This window comes from Caballeronia sp. SEWSISQ10-4 2 (genome assembly GCF_030464885.1).
Lineage (GTDB): Bacteria > Pseudomonadota > Gammaproteobacteria > Burkholderiales > Burkholderiaceae > Caballeronia.
This window is the reverse complement of the sequence record NZ_JALPRJ010000020.1, coordinates 1-22,892: the sequence shown is the minus strand read 5'-3', so window position 1 is coordinate 22,892 and position 22,892 is coordinate 1. Positions and strand designations below refer to the sequence as shown.

The 22,892-nt window shown below is 62.2% G+C and carries 25 protein-coding genes; all 25 read right to left on the bottom strand.

Going from position 1 to position 22,892, the window contains the following annotated elements; translation table 11 throughout:
- Positions 1–32: 32 nt before the first annotated feature.
- Complete coding sequence (locus tag M0D69_RS15545; RefSeq protein ID WP_301782854.1) at positions 33–1,892, bottom strand: PriCT-2 domain-containing protein; 1,860 nt, start codon at positions 1,890–1,892, stop codon at positions 33–35.
- Entirely contained in the window at positions 1,889–3,730 is a 1,842-nt protein-coding gene (locus tag M0D69_RS15540) for a type IV secretory system conjugative DNA transfer family protein (protein ID WP_301782853.1), read from the bottom strand. Before M0D69_RS15540 ends, M0D69_RS15545 begins: the two co-directional genes overlap by 4 nt.
- Positions 3,727–4,062: a hypothetical protein gene (locus M0D69_RS15535; RefSeq protein WP_301782930.1), complete on the bottom strand. Its 336-nt coding sequence runs from the start codon at positions 4,060–4,062 to the stop codon at positions 3,727–3,729. The genes M0D69_RS15540 and M0D69_RS15535 overlap by 4 nt, the downstream gene beginning before the upstream one ends.
- 80 nt (positions 4,063–4,142) lie before the next feature.
- Positions 4,143–5,261: a P-type DNA transfer ATPase VirB11 gene (virB11, locus tag M0D69_RS15530; RefSeq protein ID WP_301782852.1), complete on the bottom strand. Its 1,119-nt coding sequence runs from the start codon at positions 5,259–5,261 to the stop codon at positions 4,143–4,145.
- A complete protein-coding gene (virB10, locus tag M0D69_RS15525) occupies positions 5,258–6,466 on the bottom strand; it encodes a type IV secretion system protein VirB10 (protein WP_301782851.1) in 1,209 nt (402 codons plus the stop codon). Before virB10 ends, virB11 begins: the two co-directional genes overlap by 4 nt.
- A complete protein-coding gene (locus tag M0D69_RS15520) occupies positions 6,459–7,283 on the bottom strand; it encodes a TrbG/VirB9 family P-type conjugative transfer protein (protein WP_301782850.1) in 825 nt (274 codons plus the stop codon). Before M0D69_RS15520 ends, virB10 begins: the two co-directional genes overlap by 8 nt.
- Complete coding sequence (locus M0D69_RS15515) at positions 7,280–8,002, bottom strand: virB8 family protein (protein WP_301782849.1); 723 nt, start codon at positions 8,000–8,002, stop codon at positions 7,280–7,282. The genes M0D69_RS15520 and M0D69_RS15515 overlap by 4 nt, the downstream gene beginning before the upstream one ends.
- 194 nt (positions 8,003–8,196) lie before the next feature.
- Positions 8,197–8,904 carry a P-type DNA transfer protein VirB5 gene (virB5, locus tag M0D69_RS15510; protein WP_301782848.1) on the bottom strand — a complete coding sequence of 236 codons (708 nt, stop codon included), beginning with the start codon at positions 8,902–8,904 and terminating at the stop codon, positions 8,197–8,199.
- 72 nt (positions 8,905–8,976) lie between these two features.
- A complete protein-coding gene (locus M0D69_RS15505) occupies positions 8,977–10,128 on the bottom strand; it encodes a type IV secretion system protein (RefSeq protein WP_301782847.1) in 1,152 nt (383 codons plus the stop codon).
- Entirely contained in the window at positions 10,125–12,617 is a 2,493-nt protein-coding gene (locus tag M0D69_RS15500; RefSeq protein ID WP_301782846.1) for a VirB4 family type IV secretion/conjugal transfer ATPase, read from the bottom strand. Before M0D69_RS15500 ends, M0D69_RS15505 begins: the two co-directional genes overlap by 4 nt.
- A 1-nt stretch (position 12,618) precedes the next feature.
- The gene (locus tag M0D69_RS15495) at positions 12,619–12,939 is read right to left on the bottom strand and encodes a type IV secretion system protein VirB3 (protein ID WP_301782845.1); all 321 of its coding nucleotides are present in this window, start codon (positions 12,937–12,939) and stop codon (positions 12,619–12,621) included.
- A gap of 24 nt (positions 12,940–12,963) precedes the next feature.
- Positions 12,964–13,305 carry a TrbC/VirB2 family protein gene (locus M0D69_RS15490; protein WP_301782844.1) on the bottom strand — a complete coding sequence of 114 codons (342 nt, stop codon included), beginning with the start codon at positions 13,303–13,305 and terminating at the stop codon, positions 12,964–12,966.
- A 51-nt stretch (positions 13,306–13,356) separates the two neighbouring features.
- The gene (locus M0D69_RS15485) at positions 13,357–14,004 is read right to left on the bottom strand and encodes a lytic transglycosylase domain-containing protein (RefSeq protein WP_301782843.1); all 648 of its coding nucleotides are present in this window, start codon (positions 14,002–14,004) and stop codon (positions 13,357–13,359) included.
- Positions 14,001–14,576, bottom strand: coding sequence for a hypothetical protein (locus M0D69_RS15480; protein WP_301782842.1), 576 nt, complete (start codon positions 14,574–14,576; stop codon positions 14,001–14,003). The genes M0D69_RS15485 and M0D69_RS15480 overlap by 4 nt, the downstream gene beginning before the upstream one ends.
- Positions 14,569–15,423 (bottom strand): ParA family protein, encoded by an 855-nt coding sequence (locus M0D69_RS15475; RefSeq protein WP_301782841.1) that lies wholly within the window; start codon positions 15,421–15,423, stop codon positions 14,569–14,571. The genes M0D69_RS15480 and M0D69_RS15475 overlap by 8 nt, the downstream gene beginning before the upstream one ends.
- 837 nt (positions 15,424–16,260) lie before the next feature.
- Complete coding sequence (locus tag M0D69_RS15470; protein WP_301782840.1) at positions 16,261–16,542, bottom strand: hypothetical protein; 282 nt, start codon at positions 16,540–16,542, stop codon at positions 16,261–16,263.
- Positions 16,529–16,783 (bottom strand): AlpA family transcriptional regulator, encoded by a 255-nt coding sequence (locus tag M0D69_RS15465; RefSeq protein WP_301782839.1) that lies wholly within the window; start codon positions 16,781–16,783, stop codon positions 16,529–16,531. Before M0D69_RS15465 ends, M0D69_RS15470 begins: the two co-directional genes overlap by 14 nt.
- A 529-nt stretch (positions 16,784–17,312) precedes the next feature.
- On the bottom strand, positions 17,313–17,792 hold the full coding sequence (gene arsN2 / locus M0D69_RS15460; protein WP_301782838.1) for an arsenic resistance N-acetyltransferase ArsN2: 480 nt from the start codon (positions 17,790–17,792) through the stop codon (positions 17,313–17,315).
- A 10-nt stretch (positions 17,793–17,802) separates the two neighbouring features.
- The gene (locus M0D69_RS15455; RefSeq protein WP_301782837.1) at positions 17,803–19,047 is read right to left on the bottom strand and encodes an MFS transporter; all 1,245 of its coding nucleotides are present in this window, start codon (positions 19,045–19,047) and stop codon (positions 17,803–17,805) included.
- Positions 19,028–19,792 carry an arsenical resistance protein ArsH gene (gene arsH, locus M0D69_RS15450; RefSeq protein WP_301782836.1) on the bottom strand — a complete coding sequence of 255 codons (765 nt, stop codon included), beginning with the start codon at positions 19,790–19,792 and terminating at the stop codon, positions 19,028–19,030. Before arsH ends, M0D69_RS15455 begins: the two co-directional genes overlap by 20 nt.
- A complete protein-coding gene (gene arsC / locus M0D69_RS15445; RefSeq protein WP_301782835.1) occupies positions 19,789–20,214 on the bottom strand; it encodes an arsenate reductase (glutaredoxin) in 426 nt (141 codons plus the stop codon). The genes arsH and arsC overlap by 4 nt, the downstream gene beginning before the upstream one ends.
- A complete protein-coding gene (gene arsB, locus M0D69_RS15440) occupies positions 20,211–21,296 on the bottom strand; it encodes an ACR3 family arsenite efflux transporter (RefSeq protein WP_301782834.1) in 1,086 nt (361 codons plus the stop codon). The genes arsC and arsB overlap by 4 nt, the downstream gene beginning before the upstream one ends.
- The gene (locus tag M0D69_RS15435; protein WP_301782833.1) at positions 21,283–21,804 is read right to left on the bottom strand and encodes an arsenate reductase ArsC; all 522 of its coding nucleotides are present in this window, start codon (positions 21,802–21,804) and stop codon (positions 21,283–21,285) included. Before M0D69_RS15435 ends, arsB begins: the two co-directional genes overlap by 14 nt.
- Positions 21,801–22,268, bottom strand: coding sequence for an ArsI/CadI family heavy metal resistance metalloenzyme (locus M0D69_RS15430; protein ID WP_301782832.1), 468 nt, complete (start codon positions 22,266–22,268; stop codon positions 21,801–21,803). The genes M0D69_RS15435 and M0D69_RS15430 overlap by 4 nt, the downstream gene beginning before the upstream one ends.
- The gene (locus M0D69_RS15425; RefSeq protein ID WP_301782831.1) at positions 22,265–22,597 is read right to left on the bottom strand and encodes a helix-turn-helix transcriptional regulator; all 333 of its coding nucleotides are present in this window, start codon (positions 22,595–22,597) and stop codon (positions 22,265–22,267) included. Before M0D69_RS15425 ends, M0D69_RS15430 begins: the two co-directional genes overlap by 4 nt.
- Between the last annotated feature and the right edge of the window lie 295 nt (positions 22,598–22,892).

Here is a 22,892-nt window from a genome sequence, read left to right as displayed (position 1 = left end):
CGGCCAAACGTCCCGTTGTCCGCCCACGGTGTTTATCTGTCGGGCTCATCCTTGGGTTCCCGGGCAGCCCGTTCCTTCGACTGCGCAAGCGCGCTTGCACGAGCCTGCCGTATCCGTGTCCACGAGTTCGCCTGCAACTGCTCGAGGGTGCCGTCAAGGTCCGTGCCAAAACCGAGCTCGCACGCCGATTTCTTCAGCGATGCCACGGTGCGCTCGAGCTGGTCACGCACGCGGTCCCATGGGTACACCTTCGCACGATCAGCGTCGTAGCCGATCTGCACGTCGGCCCCGTTCATCCTCAGGTTCTCGTCCATCCATTTCAGGCGGTCCGACACGAATTCCATCCGCTGCTTCGCGTGAAAGACGACACTGCGTGTGGCCACCTCCTGAATCAGGTAGTGCTCCGTGTTGAAGACCTCGCCCCGGTACGGACCGCCATTCTCACGTGGCGTCGCCATACGGATCTGCGCGCCAAAGCGGTGCCGCGCGAGCGTCTTCATCTCCGGCGGCACGTCATCAAGCCCGTATAGCGCTTCGCCGATCTCCCGGCGAGTCCACGGCGCCTTCGGTGGATCCGCCGATGGATCCGTCGGTGAGCTCTCCGCAGATGCCTGTGGGAGCTGCCCGTCCTGCGAGATCGGCCTCACCAGGGACTCCTGCGCTGCTTGCGGCGCGACCTCCTTCGGCGCCGCCTTGCGACGTTTCGTGCTGCCAGCGTCGTTCGCCATTTCCTCTTTCACGTGACCCATTTCACTACCCTCCTTCGGTTTATCCGCCCTTGCTTCGGCGCAAGGAATCGGCTCTGGTTCGGGCGTCACGTCCGCGCTCACCACCTCGCGAAACGCCACGTCCCGCAACAATCGACGTACGGCGTCCGAGCCGCACAGCACAGCCATGTCGTTGAAGTCGGTCGGCCGGGAACCGTCGATCAGCGCGTGCGGTGCAAACACAGGAAGGGCAAGCTGCGCTGCAACGTGCCTGGCCGCCTGACGCGCTGACTCCTCACCATGGCCGAGATCTCCGAGCACGATCAGCCCGGCATCAGGAAAGCGCGCGCGCAGGATACTGGCAAGCTCGCCGAGATTGCGGCTCGACAGGGCTGCCGCCGCGAGCCATCCGGTTGCCCGGTGTGCCGAGAGCACCGTCGCCACTCCTTCTCCGATCAGCATTGGAGACGCGGTTTCGCCGCTCACTGGTTCAGGCCGCGTCATCCAGTACCCACCCTTCTTCGCGCCTCCGGCGAGCGACGACTTGCGCCCGTGTTCATCGATAAGCTCAAGCGTGGACAGGCCCTCGCCCCTCCATACCGGCACGATCAACACGCGGCCCGTGAGAATCTCTTCCCCGCTCGATGCCTCATAGCCGAGCAGTGTGCGCAGTTCGAGGGCTTCCAGTTCTCGCAACGTCTCTGTCGCTTTGAGCTGCTTGCGCATCAGATACGGATGCTGCGGTCCGACAGGCCGCGCCCATTGCCAGATGGATGCGGCCTCACGGGCAACTGCGGCGTGGCGGGCACGCACCTTCCGTTCTTCTCGTTCAGACTCCTGCGCACGACGCTCCAGCGTCAGCCGGTCGGGACCGGCCACCCCGTGCGCGACGGCACCGGCGACTCTCGCGCCTTGCAGATCGAAGCCGTGGCGCTCAGCCAGCCAAAAAAGCGACGCAAGCGTCTTGCCTCCCGATGCGCTGGCCGAGCGCCACGTCACACGTGCAGCACGCTCGCTGTAGTTGTGCGCGCTACGGCTCCACTCATCCCAGATGTCAAAGCCCGCATCACCGAATCCCTGCCTCACTGCGAAGGCCATATCGACCCACGTCGAGTAGTCTTCCGAAGGAATCACGGCGAGTGCGGCCCGCGCGCGAGCGCGCTCATCAACGAACTGCGAGGTCATCGATGCTCTCCGCGTATTGGTGCAACTATTGGCGCAACTATGGGTGCAACGTCTGAGTGCCCGGACGGGTCAATCGCGCGAGCGGCCCGCGCATCCTTTGCGACGCGCGCCTTGCCGCCCGCGGCTTGTGTCTGCCCTGACGTGCTGCTTGCCCGACGGTCTCTTGAGCCTGCCGCCGGCCTGAGTTCCGCCACGTCCGGATCCGCCGCCGAGCGCCTTTGCCTTGCCTGCTCGATCTGCTCAACCGGAACGCCAAGCAACATGAAGTGCCGCTCCACGTACGCGCTCGCCTCCTCCTCGCTGATATCGGCAAGCCGCGAAGGCAGGTCTCGCGGATCCCAGGCCTGCAACACCTCCAGATACTCGACCGGCACGTGGATCGGTCCCGACGCATCCGCCTCGATTTCGTCCATCCTGAGTTCACGCACGCGCCGCTCGATCTGTGCACGAAAGCCGGCAAGATCCATCGCCGGCACGCGGGGCGCGGCGGCAAGCCGCGACGTGAAGGCGGGCTCGCGCCAGTAGCAGATCTTCTCGGCGAGGATCGGTTTGGTGTTCTCGAGCAGGATGATCTCCTTGTCCCGGCCAAGCTCTTTTAGCTCCTGCGGCAGCAGCAAGGCTCGACGCTGCTCGGAGATGCTCTCGCTCGACCCACCACGCCCCCCGAAGATGGCGTTGGAGCGGCTCACGCTGCGCGACTTGTCGGTGAAGGTGCCGAGCATCTCGGAATACTCATTGGCGTCCTTCTGCTCGCGCGGCGCATACAAAATCTGCATCGCGTGGTTGGTGACGAACGTGCGAGCATCCGCGCGGCCGTAGACCGACTCCAGTTGTGAGACCGATTGCACGATGGAGAGCATGCGCAGGTTGTAGCCGGCCATATAGGCGACTGCGCGCGCGATGATGTGGATTTTGCCGATCGCGGTGAATTCGTCCATGACCAGCAGGCACTGGAATTTGAGCGCCGGGTTCTGCTGTGGCAACTGCTTCGTGTTGAGGTTGACGAGCTGCGAGAACACCAGGTTGACGAGCAGCGCCGACTCGCTCAGATGATCCGGCGTGATACCGATATAGACTGTCATGCGCTGCTTGCGGACATCTCGCAGGTCAAAATCGTTCGCGCTCGTCGCGGCATCAACGATCGGATTGGCCCAGATGGTGAGCGGCGCATTGAAGGTTGCGAGGATGCTTGCCAGTACCTTGTCGTCATTGGCGAGGAAGCGGTTGAGCGCATCGACGCAGGGCCCCGTGAGGAGGTTGCGGTATTGCAGCAATGCCTTTTGCAGATACGCCTTCACGGGCATGCCGTTGCCCGATGACTGCCTCAGTATTTCTCCCATGGTGACGGGATGCTCAGGGATATCCGTCCTCCCGATACGCCGCGCATCGCGCCATTCGCACAGCAGCAACACGATACCCAGAAAGAGATTGCGCGCCTGGTCCTTCCAGAAATCGTCGTGGCCGCCCACCGGATAGAGGGCGTAGCCGATCGCAAGGACGTCACCCACGCGAAACACCCCATCCGAAATGGCCGACAGCGGGTTATAGCGGTGCGTTCTCCCATCTTCGGCGAAAGGATTGAACAGGTAGACCGCGTGCCCGTGGGCGCGCCTGAAGCCCGCCGTGATGGCGTAGTTCTCCTGCTTGATGTCGAGCACCACAGCCGAATCCGGATAACTCAGCAGGTTCGGAATCACGATACCGACGCCCTTGCCCGAGCGCGCGGGCGCCGCGAGCAGCACGAACTGCTGGCCCACAAAGCGCAGGTACTGCCCGCGCCACAGACCCACGACGATGGCCGGTCCCATTCCAGCACTGGCTGTCATGAGGGCACTCATAGCAGCCCCGCCGCACGGATTTCCGCGTCGCTCGCGAACCGCGCACTGCCGTAAAGACGGCGATGAGCAGAGCGGCTCCACAGTGCGCACGAGCCGAGTCCCGGTCCACCGAAGGCGACCAGCAAGCCAAACAGCGCCGAGCCGGCAAGCCGCCTGCCTTCTTTCGGCAGCGCGCCGTCATGCCAGGCGCGAGCAGCGTCCAGCCAGCCCCATATCCCCGCATGCAGCGGATTGACCTTAAGACTCGCGTAGAGGAAGAACGACGCGAGCCAGAGCGCGGCCAGAAGCGCCGTGCCCAGAACGACGAGAATCGCCAGCGTCTTCGCCGCCATATAGACGTGATGCCAACTGCGATTTTGCATGATCTGCTCCATCCTTTTCGCGCGGGTTCACCCAAACATTCACTTAACATTCACTCAAACTCGGTCCGGTACTTGCGCAGCGGATCGAACCAGACTTCCGTCATGGACCAGCGTTTGCCAGTCTGCACGCCCGCCTCGTCGAACACCGGCTGCGCCTCCATATGTGCGACCACGTCGATGGTCAGAAACAACAGGCGCTTGAGCGCGGCATCGTCATACGCGGCCGCCTCCGGGTGTTCCTTCGCCATCAGCGCAAAGCGCTCGATCGCCACCACCGCACTCGATGCGTGATAGCTCGTGATGGAACCCGAGTGCCCTGTGGTCAGTAGCTTCAGGAAGTCGTACGCTTCCGCGCCGCGCAGCTCCGCGAGCAGCACGCGATCGGGACGCATGCGCATGGTGCTGGCGATCAGCTCCGCAGGCGTGATGCGAGCCTGTCCGTGGCCGCCCTTGTTATAAATAAGATGGACACAGTTCTCGATGTGACGGATGAAAAGCTCGCGCACATCCTCGATGGTCACGACACGCTCGCTTGCCGGGATGTGCTGACAGAGCGTTTTCATGAAGCTCGTCTTGCCGGAACCGGTGTTGCCGACGATCACGATATTCAGTCGGGCAAGCACCGCCAACTCAAAGAAGGCCGCGAAGTCGCCCTCGTCTAGCCTTCGTACGAGATGCTGGTCCGTCGCTCGCAACACCTTCGCGGCCTCGTCGAGCCCCACCGGCCGGTGCCACTCGCTACGCGCAAAGAGTCCCTCGGCACGATAGAGACCGAGCGTCTTCTCCCGCGAAGACGGGCGGCGGATCGTGACCGACACCGTGCGCGCGGGCACGACCGGCGGTATCACGATCTGGATGCGCGCGTTGCCGGGCAACAGCGCCGAGAGCACCGGATTTTCGGCCGAGACTTCCTGGTTTGTGAGCGTGGCGATGGCCACCGCGAACGACATCAGGCGCTCGAAATCCAGGTCGCGATAGTCGAAGCTGTGCCAGCCAAGATGCGTTTCGGTGAGCACACGCTGCGGCCGGTTGATCACGATCTCAGTGACCTCTGCATTGTCGAGCAGTGATGCGAACGGGCGCATCAGCTCGCGCACGGACGCGTCGTCCGGCACCCTCGCGAGCAGGGTCTGCTCGGCCCAACCGGCAGTCAACACAGGCGTATTCATTGGAGCGCCTCCGGCTGCAGTGCATAGACGGAGCTGAAGTCGAGATCGCGCGCGAGCACGATCGTGAACTCAGCACCCTGGTTCTGCGTGAGCGTCGGAGCAATGTTGATCGTGCCGTCGAGCACGCGAGCGGCCATGTTGTTGCCGGTCTGCTGCGTGTTCTCGAAGACCGTGGAGCTGTTGTTGTTACCACCGCGCGTCGCCAGGTAGCCGATCGCGTCCTGCGTGATACTCAGCAGGAACGCCGCGCCCACGCGCTCGCCCCAGTGGTTGTTCACGTAGCCGCCGATGCCCGTGCGCCCGAGCGCGTCCGCGGCTGGAGAATCGATCTCTACGGTCACGCCGTTCGGCGTCTTGATGCGCGCCGACAGGATGAACACGCGCTTTTGCCCGGGAGATAGATTCGAGCGGTACTGGCTGTTGATCTGCGAGCCGCGTTCGATCAGGACCACCCGTCCATCGTCGGAATAGACGTTTCTGGTGACCGTGCAGGTGGATAGACCCGCTTCACTGGAGTCGAACGCGGTGTCGCCCGCGCAGTCGATCTTGGCGCCCTGCGCGAGGATGAGGCTGCGGTTGCCCAGACGCCCGGCGCTCACGCGCGGCGTCAGTGTGGGCGTGAGCGCCTGCCCCAGCGAGCTGTCGGTCTGGCCTCGCGTCGCCGCAAGCGGGCTCACGCCGACATTGGGCACCGACGCCCCAGCGAAAGGCGCCGCTTTATCGTCGAGTGGGCCTGTTGGAGCGCCCGCGGCATCGGCAACGCCCCCACTGGGAGCGCCACCCGCGAGCAGTGGAGCGTCGTAATAACTGCGCCCGGACATCGCGTGTGCGACGCGAGCAGGCGGCCGGCTTGCAACCATGCTCGGCACCGACGCCGGCACACCAACTGAAGATGCCTCATCGCCAAACACGCGCCCCTGCGAGGGCTGATCGAGCGCGGCATCCCGACGCGCCTTGGCTGCCGCGTCATGACGCGCGAGAAACCCGTGCACCGTCCACACTGCGCCAACGGCGACCACGACCACAATCGCGAGCGGTGTCAACCACCATGTCCGCGGACGACCTCGCAGCTGCCCCAGATCGGGCATGCCGCGATCGGCCACGGGCGGCGTGCGCGTATCGCGAGCATTGCCGCTCTCGCCATCGCCTCCATCGCGAGGCGTGCCCTCCGGCTCGATTGTGTTGCGCGTGGTGTCGTTACTCATGGCCACTGCTCCGCAGCACGCGTTTCACGCCGTTGAGCGTCGTGCCATCTTTCGGCGGCACGCCGTCCATGTCGTACGCGTCGTTCCACAGTCCCACTACCTCATTGGCCAGGCGCAACACGAAACGCTTCGCGACCTCGTGAACGACCACCACATCGCCGTCCATGTGTCTGTCAACCACGCTTTCGGTATCGTCGTCCGCGACCCGGAAAATCGCAGGCATTCGCCGGTTATTCGGGATGCGGATATAGGTAAAGCGCCCATCGTCCCATGCTGCGCTCGGTGCGATATCGTCCGAATGCGGCATCGCCTGCATCGAGTACCGGGCGTTGCGCACGACCGGCGACTGCGCGAGGCGCTCTTGCAGCAGCGCCTGCTCGCCATCGAGGTGAGTCTTCGCCTGTTCCTCATCGGGATACATGAACGTGACGCGGTACATCTCCCGGGCACTACCAAACCTTGTCCTCAGAGGCAGCACGCGCAGATCGAAGCTGTAGCTGCGCCGGTCCGTGCGGATCTCGAGGTTCGTGTCGTGCGCCGCAAGCTGCGGCTTCAGATAGACGTCGTGATCGCCCTTGTTCGCCACCACCTGCCAGCCGTCACGGTCGCCGGGTGCCACCACCAGAATCTGTTCGTGCGCATCCAGCGCGATGTGGGTGGCGAACCCGCGCTGTGCATTGATGCGCACCACTTCGTTTTGCCGGTACGGCACCTGCCGCACGCGCGAGTCGCTCGTCCAGCCGGGCAGATCATAGGCGCTCGCGAGCCGGCAACCCAGCGCGAGCATCACGACTGCAGGCGTCAGAGCCGGTTTCATCGGGTGCCTCCTTCGGCAGGCGAGGGCGCGGGCGGCGTGGGTAGTGTGGGCGGCGTGTATTCAGGATCGCGACTGTAGGCCGTCACCTTGAAGCCGAAGGGGTTTTCGACAGCCACGTTCTCCCGCGTGAACACCGGCGGCCGGTACATGAAGGCGAGCGTGACGACAAAGCGCTGTGGCGCTTCGGCGTTGTCGACCCCGTTCTTGCGCGTCGTGCGCTCGATATGCACCACCGCGCGCCCGGGTTCATCGGGCGGCAGCGTCGTCGAAAGAATCCGGATACCCTTTTCGGTACCGGCACCGAGTTGCCTGTCAAGCGCATCGGGACCGCTATATATCTGCCGGTAGTCCCGCGCGACCGTCTCATCGCTCATGTTGAGCACGCGGTCGTAGTCCATCTGCAGCAGACCCCAGTCGTAGCGCTCGCGCGAGCGTACGTACACCTCGACCCAGTGCTTGTCCTGGATCTCCTTTGTGTGAACGTGCGTCGCGTCGAGCACGTCGATTACCTGCGACTGACCGGTGAGCCGGTCCACCTCGATGGGCAACGGTACTACCCGGTAGAAGGGAACCATCACCGCGAGCGCAGTCGAACTGAGCACGGCGACGCCCACCGCCGCGTATGCGATATGCCACGCGCGTCGCTCCGAACGCTGCTGCATGTCGGACAGGCACGCCTCGATATCGAGCACCCGCGCGTAATCGGCGCCGACTTTCATAGTCCAGCTCCATCAGTCGATGACGCTGCTCGCGCCTTTGATGCCGAAGGAACCGGAGGCACGCGGTTCACCGGGACGCGGTGCAACCCGTCCGGCAGAACCGGGTTTGGTGGATTACCGCCACACGATGTAATTAGTATTACAAATTGAATAATCAGCATGATCAGAGAGATATGTCTCACGGTTGCGCTCCGTCAGTTCCCGAATGTGGCGGGGACCATCTGGTCCTGCAGCCGCGTCGTGTTTGCGGCGCGGCTCAACACCAGTTCGCTCTGCTGTTCGGCGATCAGCTTGTCCTCGCTGTCTGCGAGCATTTTGAAGAGCTGCAGCTTTGTCATCTCGTTGCCGACCGTCGTGCTCTCGGACTGAATGCGCGCCTGTAGTTCCGCGACGCCCTTAGGGTCCTGCGTCGCGTCGATCTGCCGCATCAGGCTCTGAATCTGGTTCAGTTCCTGCAGTTCCGTCTGATACGCCTGCATCCCGAACGCCTTGTCCTGAAACGGCTTGTTGAGCGCACGCTGGCAGATCTGCGCGTCGACGCCGCTCTGGTCCTGGCAGTTGTAGAGCTCGCTTGCCGAGCGCAGCGCCTGAGCGCTGCTCGTCAGGCCCGAGTAGCCGCCGTTCTGGACCGAGGTGTAGACGCTCATCCAGTTCGACGGCAGCGAGTTGGCAAGAACGGGGTTGCTGAGCAGTTGACCGAACCCTCGCGTGCCGTTCATCGACTGGTAGAGCCGGATTTCCTGCTGCACTTCCTGTTCGAGTTGTGCCACCGTTGCGATCGCCTGCGCGACGTTCTGCGCGTCAAACACCGGAATGCCCTGCGCGCTCACCGATGGCACGACTGCCGCGCCCGTGATGAGGAGCAGTGCGGCATAGGCAGACAGCCTGTAGAGTTTCGTCATGGTGATCGCCTGTGATTCCGTCGCTGTGATTCCGTCACTGTGAGTCCGTCACTGTGATTTAGTCGCTGTGATTCACTCGCCCTGCTGCCCGAGGTGTTCCCGGGCAGCCCGCTGATAGGCCGGCACCGACCGGTTCCCGGCAGGGCTTCCGCCAGAACCCGACTGGTGATGGATCGTTCCACCGGGCCTCTGTCTGCCGCCAGCAAGCGCACGGCCGAGCGCGCTGGCGAGCCGTTGGGACGTCACCCCGGCAACGAACGCGCCGAAACCGGACAGGGTCGCGCCTCCGGCAAGTCCGGACGCGACAGCCGGCAACTGCCAGCCGACCATTGCGAGAAACACGCCGGTCACGAAAAGGCCGATTGCCGCCACATCGGCCGCCGACCCTTCCAGCACGCTGGTGACGCCCGACATCAGCGACGCGGCATCCGATGCGGGAGAGGCATCGGTGACGTGCAACGGCGCGAGATAGGCGGAAAAAGCGGTCAGTGCCATGCCGAGAAAGGCCGCGACCAGCACCTGCAGGAGCGCGTAATTGGCGACCTTGGCGCTCCACGCCTCGAAGAACCGTGCCGTCGGCGCGAATGCGGCGCACGCGATGAAAATCGGGCCGAGCCCGAGAACAAGCTCGAGCAGCATCCTCGCCATCACGACCTCGAAGGCGAGCACGATCAGGAAACAGGAGCCGCCAAGCGCGGCCACGAGCCCGCACAGGAAATCGCCGATGCCGGCAATCATCCCGCTCAAGCTCAGGCCTTCGTGTGCCGCCTTGTCAAAATAGGCGTCCATCACGAGGTCGATCTGCTGGTCGTAACAGTCGAGGGTCTGGTAGATGCTGCTCGCGCTCGTGCCCGTCACGCTGGTGCCGTTCACCGAGCCGCACCCAGGGTTACCGGTGCCGCTCACGGCGGCCGCGTTCTGGATCGTCTGCGCGAGCCCCGCTGTCGCACCGTTAATCGCCGTGACCACCTGCCCCTGATAAACACCGGTGCTCAGCGCGAACGCGAGCGTGATGGCAAGCTTCAGTGCGCGCCACGCAAATGCGGGCACGGCCTCATGCGCCTCGCCACGCACCACCGCCAGTCCGTAGGTAACAATCCAGATCGTAACGGTCGTAGTCACGACTGGTACCAGTGCGCTCGATAGTGCCGCTGACACATTCGTCACATAGGAGCTCGTGCCGTTCTCCAGCGTCTCGCCAATCGCCGTGAAAAGACCGCTCATCGCACACCTCCCCTCACCTGCACCATCGCTTGCTGCGCCATTACCTGCCCAGATGCGCGCATACGGGCTTCCGTGGCCCGGCGTTTCGCAAGCGCCTCGTGGAAGACGGGCAACCAGTCTTGGGGGGCGTCACCCACCCGCGCGCGAATCGTGTCAAGCAGTTCAACGTTGTCCGTCGTCCCCGAGAGCACGTCGAGCACATCGCCAAGACCCGCCAGATCCAGCCGACCAATCGCCGAGCGGTGTCCCTGCTTGACAAGAAAGCACCGGCTGTTCTCGCCGAGATTGCGCACGATGTTGAATTCCGCCTCGCTCAGCTTGAAGCCATGCACATAATCGTCGTAGTCCGCGCGCGGGTTCGGCAGGAAAAAGAAGGTCGCGGTCTGCTCGATGAGCGCGCGTGCGATATCGCTTCTGAGCACATCGGCTGGCGACTGCGTATCGAAGATGCCAAGTCCGTTCTGCTTGCGGATCGTCTTCTGCTTGTTGTTCGCGAAATCCGTGAAGACGGGGTCGCCCAGGCGCTTCCAGAATTCGGTCATCACATAGATGAAACGCCGGCCATCGATGAGGCTCTCAGTCAGGTGCAGCAGGTACATCGTGACTGGCGTGGACACCTGCGCATCGCCCAGCAACTCGGTATCGTCGAATCCGAAGAGGCGCGCACCGGTGAAATCGAGCCGCTCGACCGGGTTGTCGAGCACCCACCCCAGTCGAGCGCCGGCGCACCATTTGGCAAGCCGCGCGTGCAGGCTGTTCTCGCCCACGTTCGGGAGCAACTGGCGCACCATTGACAGGCGCCGCAAGGGCCTGGCCATGCGGGCGACTTCCCGCACTGCACGCGAGACGTCCATCTCGTCCTTCGCCGAGAGGGGCGAACCGCTATCGACCAGCTTGCGCACGAGCCGCTCCCAGAAGTCGAGCACGGTTTCGCTCGGCTCCAGCTGAAAGGGATTGAGCCCCGTTGGCTCGCCACGCCGGAACACGGTGTAGATGCCACCCATCGCGCGGATCGCGATCTCGGTGCCGCGGTCCTTGTCGTAGAGCACTGCCGTGATGCCGTACTTCATCGCCATCGCGAGCAGGAACAGTTCGAGCACTGTCTTGCCCGCGCCGGCCTGGCCAATGATCTGCGTGTTGGCCAGAGCCTTCTCGTCGGCCGAGTCCTTCTTCTGGGGCGTCGCGTGGAAATTCAGATAGAGCGGCTGCCCGCTCGGCGTCTTGACGATCGTGATCGCCTCGCCCCACGGGTTGCCCTCGCGCTTGCCCGTCGCGAAGTTGTGCAGGCTGCCGAGCCCGCAGAAGTTGCGCGATGTCAGCTTCGCTTCACGTGGCCGGTAACGCCAGTTGCCAGGTAACTGCGCGAACCACGCCGCATCGGACACGAGGTCAATGAGTGCGCTCTGAAATCCGACGTCGGCCAGCTGTGTGCGCGCCTTCGCAACGTGCTTGGTGACTTCCTCCGGCGCATCGCCCAATACCGCAAGCGAATAGTGGTACTCACCAAGGACGAAGTCACCGTTGATCAGGTCGTTGAGCGCCTGATCCATCGAGGCCACCTGCGACACCGCGACATCCTCGCCGGCAATGAGCTGGTTGCGCTGGCGCTCGAGTGCGTCCTTCGCACTCGGTCGATCGAGAATGGCGAAGCTCTGCGTCTCGATGTACTCGAAGTCACCGTACAGCAATCCGTTGAGCATCCCCGGCTCGGTCTCCTCAGGGTAGTCCTTCAGATCGATCAGTGCGGCGTGGCGCGTGGCTGCCGGCATGCGGATCTCAAGCTTCTCGGCGCCGAAGAAAAGGCGTGAAGTCGGCAACGCCTCACAGATCCGGCCCGCGGGCACCGGTACGGGCTCCCACACGGCGTTGACGAGATAACCCAGGAATTCAAGCGACGATGAATAGGCGCGCGGGCGCTGCGCGTACTGGATCTGTTTCGTATAGACACCAAGCGCCACCGGATCGTAGGGCCTCAGGCTCGCTTCGAGCTGCGCGGCGAGTTCGGCCATCGCCTTGAGCGCCTCGTGCTGGTCTTGCCGGATATCGTCGAGCGTGCGGCGCGCCGCCTGACTGAGGATCCGTCCAAGTCTTGTCCGGTTGGGTCGATAGACGAGCGTCAGATACAACTCGTTGGCCATCATCCGGTAGCCCGCGAAGCTCGCGTAATACCGCCTCGCGAGTTCCTGGCAGAACGGGTCGGCGTAAGGTGTGGCGAAGTGATCCGACACGCGCCGGCGCACGCGGTGCGACCACAGCGCCACATGGCCGCCGGCCAATCCACGGATGAGCTGGTTGAGCCCCTCGTGGCGCACCAGGATATCTGCGGGGTCCGCCGCCTCGAACGCGATGCCCGCGACGCGCCAGATGCGCAGGTAATCGCCCTCGCGCGTCTTGATGACGTGATCGGTCACATGCGTCGAATAGGGAATGAAGTCTGCCAGTTGCACTTCCCGGTGCGCCACGGCTGCGAATTTCGCTTGGGCGTGCATCTCAGGTCCTCCTCTTCAGGCGCACCGGCGCATATGCGTGCGCGCCCCAGAACCCGCGGTTGCGCTGGCGCAGCTTCATGCGCAGGCGCAACGCACGCTGCGCGAGGCGCTGATCGTCATGACGCGCCATCGCGCGCATCGTGACGAACACCGCGAAGATCAGAAAGAGCATGGCGACACCGAGCGGTGGACTCGCGATCAGCGCCCAAATAGCCGGGATCAGCATGCCGCCGCCCACCATCAGAAAGGGCACAAGCGGCACTCCCCACAACATCGCGGGTCGGGTACAGCCCTTGAACACGGGATCGTTTAACGGGTTCATGATTCGCTTTGCATCTCGCATGGATCACGTTGTGGAGATCAGCATCGCGGCGATGACCGTCGCGCAGCCTACGAACAGCCCGCCGATAAACACGTTCGCGATGTCGCCAAACCGAGCGTGCTGAAACATCATCTTGAAACCCGCCCAGATGATCGAGATCGAGCAGACCACGCCCCCGACGCCAAGCAACGTTGTCTGGATGGTCGTGAGCAGCGTATTGACTTGGGAGAGCTCCGCGTAGGCTGGTGAAGCCATCACCAGCACCGGCACGCAGCTCGCCACCAGCCTGGCAGCTTTGGCATCCACAAAAAAGCGCCTCTGCAGTGCGTTTTTTTTCTTCAAAATATATAGGATAACTGATTTCATGATTCACTCCTGTCTACCCGTTGTCCAATGCGCTATCGGATCCGGCATTCGCTAGAACACGACCGCGCTGCTATCCGGCTTCTCCTCTTGGCCGCCCTGCCGCGGATCGGTCCGGTTGGTGCCGGGTTGACTGTGTTGTATTGCTCGCCTCCTCGTTTGGTCCGCAAGACCATTTGAGTCCAGTGGCACGACCGGCATGGGCGAGGCGCTCGGCACGATCGCCGGTACCGTGGGGATCGAACGTGCTACGGCGTTGTCAACGACCCGCTGCACATAGCCGGTGCGATAGCCCATCGAGAAATCTCCACTCGCGTAGCAAGACAGGCTTTGTCTCAACGCCTGCTGGACGTCAGCCCGCGAAGCACTTGCCTGCCGAAAGCAGTCCTGCAGGATGGCAGCTCCCGCCGCCAGATTGCGGCAGGAGTCGAATGCGTTCTGCGGTGTCAGTCCGAGTCGCGACCAGTTCGACCGGTTCACCTGCGCAAGTCCCACGCTGTAGTTCCAGCCGTTTGCATCCAGCGCGCGAACCGTAGCGATCGCCTCGTCGAGACTGGTTGGCTGGCGTAGCAGCCGGCCTCGCACCACACCAATCGCATAGGGGTTGAATCCGGACTCGGTGCGTACGATCGCAGCAAGTGTTGAGGATGCGACCTGCGGGGCACACTGCTGCGCGAGCGTGATGAAGTCGATCGCCATCATGAGGCGCCTCCCCCACCAGTGCCGTCATTTTCTCGAACCACGCGCTCGATAAACCCACGCGCGGCCGGCCTTAGGTCATACGGCACCTGGGTGTTGCCTTGGGAACTGCTCGCGTCATAGAACTCGGTGATCGTGCGGCCCTCGGCTTTGGCGTCCCACCACACCCGGGTATAGAGCTGGCCGGTGATGTCAACGTTAATGGCGCCTCTGGCTCCGCCTAGCAGTTCGCTCTGCTCGGGATCACCCCAGTAGATCGGGTCCTCGCGACAATACACGGCGCTCGCATCGGTGTTCGACGCTGACGTGCCTGGCGAGTCGCCCACAGCAAAATCACATGTCGGAAACGGATCACCGTGGCGCAGCGCATTCCAGAGCTTTTCGATCGGAGGTACACATTCGCCGTACTGCTCGGGTCCACCCGGATTGGACAGGCACAGGATCACCTGGCAGCCCCAGTCGTCGGCATGCGCGAGTCCCGGCGCACACACCGAAGTCGCGAGGTAGATGACAGAAGCGACTGGCCATCGGCACCGCGAGCACCACGCCTTCGAACGAATGAATCGATCACGCATGAAACGCCTCCCTGTTGAAGGCTTGCACATCTGCAAGACGCGTCTCAACCGAGTCGAGCTGACGCGCGATGACATCGAAGCAGGCGCACATGGCGCGCCACGCCATGTGCGCTGTGTGATCGGTGCGCGTAAGGTCCCATACCGATACGCCAACGGCCTGCGCCTTCGCGATCTCATCCAAGCGCGGCATGTGAAGATATCCATGCGGGTCTTGGGGATCGGGGATCAACCAGACGCTCAGTCGTGCCTCGAGCGCGCGGGCCTGCGCCTGCTGAAGAGGTGTGCGCTCCACCATATTCGGCAACAGACCGATAAAGCGCAGCGATGGGTTGAGTCTCGCGCGTACGTCACGCACACCCTGAACCCCGTTGATGAGCTCAGCGGCACTATCGAATGCCTCCTGTGACAGCAGGATGGGGCTTAGCATCGCGTCCACCGTCGCTTCGATGCAGACAGCGCGCATATCCGGCAGTGGCGGGCAGTCGATCAGGCAGACGTCGACAAACGGCGCCACGACACTCAAGAGGTGCCGCAGGTTGGCGTGATAGCGTGCGCCACCATCACCGCGCTCGAACGTCAATCCATGGATGGCGCGCGCCGGTAGCACCTGGATGCATCCCTTCGACGTGCTGCGCGGCGGCTCGCCTGCGAGCGTAGCTGCCCATTGCCCGCCCAGCACAGCCGCCCTGCATGCACGCGCGAGTGACGCGGTGCTGCACGCGGGCTCCGCGAGGTCAATTACCAGCACTCGCAGTTTGCCCACCAGACAAAAGTAATGGGCGAGCTGGCACAACAGTGCAGTTCTGCCGGTGCCGCCTTTTTCGGCGGCGATCAAAAGTGTCTTCATGCTCAGTTGCTCCATCGGTTTGCGCACCGAGCAACCGACATGAAAACTGCGAGGTGAAAAAAAGAACCCGCGACGCCCGGAGAGGCTGAGCGCGGGCTCAACGGGGATTGTTCCAGCGCCAGAAAACACAAAAAGCCTGCAGATGCAGGCTTTTGATGGTCTTGCGGCACACCAACGTCGTCGCAGAAAGCTCGGTACTTCGGGGCCGCTAACGCGTACTCGGTCGTGCTGCGCACGTTGACCGGATCAGATTGTTAGGTTCAATGTAGAAGGTATCCGGCGCGCAGACAAGGTGGGAAAAGAGCGTTGGGCACGGTGCCTGTTCCGTGCTGCTCCGTGTTATTCCTCGCTGTTCCTAAATTTATTTTTTCAGGCGGCACGCGATATCGTGCAAGCGAGCCCTCTGAGCATGCGACATGCCTCGCTTGTCAGCGAGATGCGAAGTGCCCAGGCGACAACAGAAACGACGCACGAATCCCGGGCCGCTTTTCTCGCGCCGCCCGTCCAGGCTTGCCACATTGACACCCATCACCCGTCGGGAGATCAAGCTTTTCGTTGCCGATAACGGGAAACAGACTGCCAACGCCATGCCACGCCACGCCACGCCACAGAGACTGACGAGAACCGTATGAGCATGGTTGAGAGCACCCTGTGCCCGGTTTCGCGGCCACTGGGCGTGTGGTGCACGACACTGCTGGCAACGCGAAACCTGCACGCGGTATTGCGGGTGGATCGTTGCGATTCAGGGTTTTCCACCGCGTCCCAGAGAATAGTGTTTCTATAGATTTCGCGTGATCGCCGGCCTCGGCCCCGCAGCACGGACGAACTCATCAGGATTTAAGGTAGCGCAAGCGCACGGGCGAGCGCTGAGCGTGCCATCGCAAGTTCAAGCTCGAAAAGATGAGGTGGGTGCCGCGTTATACGCAGACGACGGCATACGACTTCGCGATTGGCGTGCCAGAGATAAACCATGCGCAATATTTCCCGATGGTGCGGCATGAGCGTGCGCCACGCACGCGTGAGCCGCACGGCGTCATTCGCGTCAAACGCGCCACGGTTTGAGCGCCCCCAGTTCGCCAGGCGATCATCGAGGGTGGACGTGCGATTAACAGCCGACATGGTCGCCCCCATCCTGATCCACGTCACCCGAGATGCGTCGCGCGCGGTAGCGTGAGGGGTTCGCCAGGAAACGCTCGATCTCCTCCACGCGCCACCCCACCATACGTCTACCTAACGGTACCGCGGGCGGAAACGTGCCCTCCCTCATCCGCTTGTAGATAGTGGAGCGGGACAGCCCCGTTTTCTGCTCCACCTGCCGTCGCCGCAGGATGCTCTGTGACACGCTCTCATGGTCGGCCATCGCTTGCCCCCGGTTACGCCGGCCGCAACATGGCCGGGTCACAGGAGCATTTAATCAATAGAAGTCACCGTCCGCAAAACCCGACTTATCGACGGGATGATCCGACGGACGTCTGCAGACGAACCATAGCGCACATCAACTCTCTCGCACGCGAGCCTACCAACAACGGTATCGCATGCATTCTGGCGCCTCGCGAACGTGGCAGCCGTATTCGCAAAGAGGCTTTGCAGCAAGATTGCTATTGCAGTGTCGGGTGCCACCATGCCTGAAAAGTCGGCCCTTGAATTTGAGAGGTCTTTTTGGCAAGCGTGGCACCGGCAGATAAGCACGTGCCTCGGAAAGTGAAATATCCTTCTAGCTCGGCCGCGTTAAATAAAAAAAACCGACGCGCATGAGCGAAGTCCACAAGGCCTCGTTGTCGGAGATGGATTCGCTGTCAGACGGCCGCGACTGATCCCATGTCGCCGGTCAGCGACAAGGAAAACCGGCCAGCAAGAGCCGGTGACGAACTGGCGTCGAGCGTCGGAAATCAGTGTGATACCGGGCGCTCGGCGATGGGTGCCGAGGATACCGTGCGCAGCCGCTTTCGCATGCAAGAGGCCGTCGACGGACACAGCGCCGCGAATTGCCTGCATAACCGCACTTCGCCTGGGACGTCTTCGCGGCTCACCCGCTCGTAACCGGTTCGCTCAAAAAATCGCTCCGCCGTCGTTGTCAGTAGCCAAACATCCTGTCGCCCGCATGAGCGTGCGTTGTCTTCGAGGCGTGCGACGAGTGCACGTGCGATTCCGATTCCGCGTGCCTCCGGCACGACGGCAAGTGATCTCAACAGCACGCTGGAGCCGAGCTGTTCAAGTCCGCCGATGCCGATAACCGATCCGCTTGCATCTTCTGCAACCAGAAATTCTTCGATGAGCGCCTTCGAAATGTCTTCTACAGGCAAGTCATTCGCGCGTAAAAGGCTTTGGATCTCGCTCAGGTCGGCCTCATCGGCCATTCGTATCTTCATGGCAGCGCGCTCACTCGAAGTTGACTTGCCGGTCGCCGAACTTTTCCCCGGAGGCGAGCCGTGTCGCCAGGATGAACGCAACCGCTGAAACCAGAGACACCAGCAACACGCTCCATTCGACCGGGAGATAGTTTCCGCCGACCGTCCAGATCGCAGCGGCGGAAATCGGCGCAATGCCCTTGGCAATATTCGAGGGCATCGAGAGCAGTCCGCTCACGGCTCCATAGCCCTCTGTCCACATCACGTCCTGCACGATCGTTCCGCGCAAGATCGTCATCATGCCGTTGGCGCCGCCGTAGAGAATCGCAAACAGGATAAGTAACGCCGGCGAAGTGCCGGCGCACATGAGAACGATGACCGAAGCCGGGAAGGCGGTGGTAATCACCATACCCACGTTCGACGGTCTCATGTTGCGGCCTATCGTGAACCACAGCACGCGCGCCAGAACCTGTGCCGGCCCGATAACGGCCATCGTCGTCAGGATCAGTGCAGGCGACACGCGCCGCTCCATCATGAGCGGTACGAGATGGAACGTGAGCGCGGCGAATGTCGCGTAGTAGGCTGTGAAGCACACTGCGAGTGCCCAAAATGTTGGCGTACGCAGTGCGCGCTGCGTGGCCGCTGCATTGACAGCTTTCTGTGTCGACTTGTAATTTGATTCGTCATCGCGCGGTGCATCTCGGCCGATGGCGAAAACGTGCAGCGGCAGGCAGATCGCCAGATTGAACGCGGCCAGCGCAAGCAACGCGCCGCGCCAACCGAACCATTCGATGAGGCCCTGGGTCAGCGGGATGAAAACCGTACTGGCAAAACCGGCTACCAGAGTGATCAGCGTGATCCTGGTGCGAAAGCTGTCTGGAAAATCGCGTGTGACCACCGCGAAGACCGGATCGTAGAGCGTGGCAGCCATCGCGACACCAAGACCGGCCCAGACGACGAACAGTATCGCGAGGCTATGAGCCTGCGACCACAGCGCCAACATCGCTGCAGCGATGATAGAGCCGCAGACCATGACGCGTCGGCCGTGACCGCGATCGATCCAAGTTCCGATGGGATAGGCCGCGAGTCCCGAGATCAGCAGACCGATCGAGAGCGCTGCGTTGGTGGCGGTCCGGCTCCAGCCCAGCGCACTTTCCATCGGCACGACAAACAGCGAGAACGCGTAATAGGTCGAGCCCCATGACACGAGTTGCGCGGCTGCGAGCGCCCGTGTCGCGATAGCGCCACGGGCGCCGTCACTCCGTTTCGCTGTCATCGGTATCGGCGTTGACGCTCACCGCCTCCTGGTTCATCGCCGCGCTCGCCAGCGTCGTGGCAAGCTCCGGATGCGCTTGCCTGCGCTCGCTGTAACGGTCGGTCAAGTAACCCGAGCGATCGCGCACGAGCAGCGTGAACTTGAACAGCTCTTCCATCACGTCGACGACGCGATCGTAATAAGCCGATGGTTTCATCCGACCGTTCGCGTCGAATTCCTGCCAGGCCTTCGCCACCGACGACTGGTTCGGAATGGTCACCATGCGCATCCAGCGGCCGAGCACGCGCAACGCATTGACCGCATTGAACGACTGCGATCCGCCGCACACCTGCATCACCGCGAGCGTGCGGCCTTGTGTCGGACGGACGCCGCCGCTTTCAAGCGGTAGCCAGTCGATCTGATTCTTAAAGACGGCCGTTAGCGTGCCGTGACGCTCCGGGCTGCACCATACCTGTCCTTCCGACCACGCCGACAGTGTGCGCAGTTCGGCCACTTTCGGATGATCGGCAACGACGCTGTCCGTCACCGGCAGGCCGTGCGGATCGAAAACTCGCGTTTCGGCGCCGAAATGGCGCAGGATGCGTTCGGCTTCCAGCGTTAGAAGCCTGCTGTATGACGTGGGGCGCAACGAGCCGTAGAGCAGGAGAATCCGTGGCGCGTGTTGCGAAACCGCACGCGGTTCGAGTTTGCGCAGATCCGGCGTGTCGAGGTGCGCCGTGCTGATGTTGGGAAGATCCTGTGTCATTCGCGGACCCTGCGTCCTTCGCTATTGATGACCGGTTCGCCGTCCTCCTTGGCAAGAGCACCTTTTTGCGCTGCGGGCAGGATGTCGAGAACGACCTCGGAGGGCCGGCACAGGCGCACGCCAAGCGGTGTGACGACCAGCGGGCGATTGATGAGGATCGGGTGTTCCAGCATCGCGTCGAGCAGTTGCTCATCGCCTAGTGACGGATCGCCTAGACCCAGATCGGCGTAAGGCGTGCCCTTTTCACGCAACGCGGCGCGCACCGTCAGGCCAGCGCGTGCGATGAGATCTGTGAGCACGTCCCGCGTCGGCGGGGTTTTCAGGTATTCGATGATCTCCGGCTCGATGCCCGCGTTGCGGATCATGGCCAGCGTGTTGCGCGACGTGCCGCAGTCCGGGTTGTGATAAATCGTGACGCTCATACGCGTTGTCCTTTGATGCTGTGTTTTGCTTCGTACCAGTGCTGCGAGCGATTGACGACGCCGACGACGAGCAGCATCACCGGCACCTCGATCAGCACGCCGACCACGGTGGCCAGCGCCGCGCCCGAATGGAAGCCGAACAGGCTGATTGCCGTGGCTACCGCGAGTTCGAAGAAATTGCTCGCGCCAATCAAACTCGAGGGCCCCGCGACGCAGTGCGCGACGCCAAGCCGGCGATTCAACAGGTACGCGAGGCCGGAATTGAAAAACACCTGAATGAGGATCGGCACTGCGAGCATCGCAATCACGAGTGGTTCCTTCATGATCGCCTGCCCTTGGAAGGCGAAGAGCAGCACCAACGTCGTGAGCAGCGCGCAGATCGAATAGGGGCCGAGGTGAGCGACGAGATTCCGAAAATGCGCCTCGCCCTTCGCCATCAGCATCCGGCGCAGGAGTTGAGCGAGGATGACCGGGATAATGATGTAGAGGCCGACCGAAATAATCAGCGTATCCCACGGCACAGTAATGGCGGACAGACCAAGCAACAAGGCGACGAGCGGCGCGAAGGCCACGATCATGATGGAATCGTTGAGCGCCACTTGCGAGAGCGTGAAATACGGATCGCCCTTGCAGAGCTGCGACCAGACGAACACCATTGCTGTGCAGGGGGCTGCAGCCAGCAGGATCAAGCCGGCGATGTAGCTGTCGAGCTGATCGGCGGGAAGCCACGGCGCGAACACATGGCGGATGAAGATCCAGCCGAGCAACGCCATGGAGAACGGTTTGACGAACCAGTTCACAAATAGCGTGACGCCAATACCACGCCACTGACTCTTGACCTGAGTCATCGCGGCAAAATCAATCTTGACCAGCATCGGAATGATCATCACCCAGATGAGCACGCCGACCGGAAGATTGACCTGTGCCACTTCCATGCGGCCGATCGCCTGAAAGAGCTGGGGAAGCACCTGCCCGAGCAGAATGCCGCCCACAATGCAAAGGGCGACCCAGACCGTCAGGTAACGCTCGAAAAATCCGATCGCCGGCCGATTGCCGCCGACCGCCGTGTCAGTGCTGCTCATTTGATTCCTCTGCAGGCCTTTCACCAACCGCGCGCATCTCGTGTTGAATCGCGTTGCTGTCAAGCACATGGAGCGGCAGGTTCACGAACTGGCTCACGCGGCTCATGATTTGTCGATATACCTTGGTGAATACCTTGCGCTTGTCTTCATCGCTGCCCTCGAACGCGGCCGGATCTTCAAAACCCCAATGCGCCGTCATCGGTTTGCCCGGCCAGATTGGGCAGACTTCGCCCGCCGCTTGGTCGCAGACGGTGATTACAAAATCCATCTGTGGAGCGTCAGGTGTTGCGAACTCATCCCAGCTCTTGCTACGCAGCCCCGACGTGTCGTAGCCGAGCGCTTCGCATCGTTCAATGGCAAACGGATTGACCGAGCCGGTGGGATGGCTACCGGCGCTGTACGCCCGAAACTTCCCTTTCCCCAACACGTTAAATAGCGCCTCGGCCATGATGCTGCGCGAGCTATTGCCCGTGCAGAGAATCAGAATCGAATAAGGTTTATCGCTCACGTGCGGCTGCGGATCGTCACAATGGATTCAGCAGGCGAGCAGCATGCGGCCGTTGATTGCGCATGTGCTTGCGCTCGATCGTGGGACTCACCGTAGACCGGTGCAGCTTCGAGGGTTCTGAACGTCTCCCACGCGACGCCCTGCGGATCGATCGTCCACGACTTATCCGACTTGGCGTAACAACAGGTTGTCTCCGTCTGCTCCTGTAGCGGCAGCTTTGCCGCAGTGAAGCGCGCATTCATCTCTTCCAACTCCGCGTCGGTTTCAACCTGGATGCCGATGTGATCGACGCCCGGTTTCGCGCCGCGCTGCGAAATCGCAAAATTGACGGCCGGATCGGTCAGCTCCCATTTGCAGTAATCACTCTTGAGAACCGTGGGTTCCATGTTGCCGAACATGGCGCGATAGAACCGAATGCTGTCGTTGAGGTCTTCGACCGCGACATGGATGTGCATGCGCTTCATGGTGTATCTCCGCAGCAGTTGGGAAGATCGCTCGCGGCGCAGCTCGCGCCGGCGCAGCAGTTCTCCGTCAGGAAGCCAATCAGGCCCGTCATCGCGTCAAAATTCGCCGTGTAGATGATGAAGCGGCTTTCTTGTCGTGGCTTCACCAGATCCGCATGCGACAGATCCTTGAGGTGAAATGACAGGCTTGAAGGGGAAAGCCCGAGCTGCTTCGCGATTTCACCAGCGGCCATGCCGTCCGTCCCGGCGACGACCAGCAGGCGAAAGATCGCGAGACGCGATTCATGGGCGAGCGCGCTCAGGGCGCGTACAACGAGATTGGAGTCCATGCGCTGAACCTTAATCCGTTCATTTCTATATTTCAAGTAATATTGAAATCAACAGTAATGGCGAACCTCATAGCGATAGCGGGGCGGGTAGGCCGCGAGCTTCTCGTGGTCGGAGGCAATTGCGTGGCTGCGGATCGACCAGCGACCGTTGCAGGCGGCTGAAGCCGCGCGAGGAATTCCGGTCGCGCGGATTTTTGCACCAACCGTGTCAGTAGTTTTCACTTACCTGGCACAGATTCACTTTATCAGGTTGCGCGAAAGACCTCGGCCTTCAGGCCGGGGATGGACAGCGCGC

Bases quoted from the DNA above. Each gene is read 5' to 3' on its own strand.
- M0D69_RS15545 (WP_301782854.1), bottom strand. From the start codon at position 1,892: ATGACCTCGCAGTTCGTTGATGAGCGCGCTCGCGCGCGGGCCGCACTC.
- M0D69_RS15540 (WP_301782853.1), bottom strand. From the start codon at position 3,730: ATGAGTGCCCTCATGACAGCCAGTGCTGGAATGGGACCGGCCATCGTC.
- M0D69_RS15535 (WP_301782930.1), bottom strand. From the start codon at position 4,062: ATGGCGGCGAAGACGCTGGCGATTCTCGTCGTTCTGGGCACGGCGCTT.
- virB11 (WP_301782852.1), bottom strand. From the start codon at position 5,261: ATGAATACGCCTGTGTTGACTGCCGGTTGGGCCGAGCAGACCCTGCTC.
- virB10 (WP_301782851.1), bottom strand. From the start codon at position 6,466: ATGAGTAACGACACCACGCGCAACACAATCGAGCCGGAGGGCACGCCT.
- M0D69_RS15520 (WP_301782850.1), bottom strand. From the start codon at position 7,283: ATGAAACCGGCTCTGACGCCTGCAGTCGTGATGCTCGCGCTGGGTTGC.
- M0D69_RS15515 (WP_301782849.1), bottom strand. From the start codon at position 8,002: ATGAAAGTCGGCGCCGATTACGCGCGGGTGCTCGATATCGAGGCGTGC.
- virB5 (WP_301782848.1), bottom strand. From the start codon at position 8,904: ATGACGAAACTCTACAGGCTGTCTGCCTATGCCGCACTGCTCCTCATC.
- M0D69_RS15505 (WP_301782847.1), bottom strand. From the start codon at position 10,128: ATGAGCGGTCTTTTCACGGCGATTGGCGAGACGCTGGAGAACGGCACG.
- M0D69_RS15500 (WP_301782846.1), bottom strand. From the start codon at position 12,617: ATGCACGCCCAAGCGAAATTCGCAGCCGTGGCGCACCGGGAAGTGCAA.
- M0D69_RS15495 (WP_301782845.1), bottom strand. From the start codon at position 12,939: ATGAACCCGTTAAACGATCCCGTGTTCAAGGGCTGTACCCGACCCGCG.
- M0D69_RS15490 (WP_301782844.1), bottom strand. From the start codon at position 13,305: ATGAAATCAGTTATCCTATATATTTTGAAGAAAAAAAACGCACTGCAG.
- M0D69_RS15485 (WP_301782843.1), bottom strand. From the start codon at position 14,004: ATGATGGCGATCGACTTCATCACGCTCGCGCAGCAGTGTGCCCCGCAG.
- M0D69_RS15480 (WP_301782842.1), bottom strand. From the start codon at position 14,576: ATGCGTGATCGATTCATTCGTTCGAAGGCGTGGTGCTCGCGGTGCCGA.
- M0D69_RS15475 (WP_301782841.1), bottom strand. From the start codon at position 15,423: ATGAAGACACTTTTGATCGCCGCCGAAAAAGGCGGCACCGGCAGAACT.
- M0D69_RS15470 (WP_301782840.1), bottom strand. From the start codon at position 16,542: ATGTCGGCTGTTAATCGCACGTCCACCCTCGATGATCGCCTGGCGAAC.
- M0D69_RS15465 (WP_301782839.1), bottom strand. From the start codon at position 16,783: ATGGCCGACCATGAGAGCGTGTCACAGAGCATCCTGCGGCGACGGCAG.
- arsN2 (WP_301782838.1), bottom strand. From the start codon at position 17,792: ATGAAGATACGAATGGCCGATGAGGCCGACCTGAGCGAGATCCAAAGC.
- M0D69_RS15455 (WP_301782837.1), bottom strand. From the start codon at position 19,047: ATGACAGCGAAACGGAGTGACGGCGCCCGTGGCGCTATCGCGACACGG.
- arsH (WP_301782836.1), bottom strand. From the start codon at position 19,792: ATGACACAGGATCTTCCCAACATCAGCACGGCGCACCTCGACACGCCG.
- arsC (WP_301782835.1), bottom strand. From the start codon at position 20,214: ATGAGCGTCACGATTTATCACAACCCGGACTGCGGCACGTCGCGCAAC.
- arsB (WP_301782834.1), bottom strand. From the start codon at position 21,296: ATGAGCAGCACTGACACGGCGGTCGGCGGCAATCGGCCGGCGATCGGA.
- M0D69_RS15430 (WP_301782832.1), bottom strand. From the start codon at position 22,268: ATGAAGCGCATGCACATCCATGTCGCGGTCGAAGACCTCAACGACAGC.
- M0D69_RS15425 (WP_301782831.1), bottom strand. From the start codon at position 22,597: ATGGACTCCAATCTCGTTGTACGCGCCCTGAGCGCGCTCGCCCATGAA.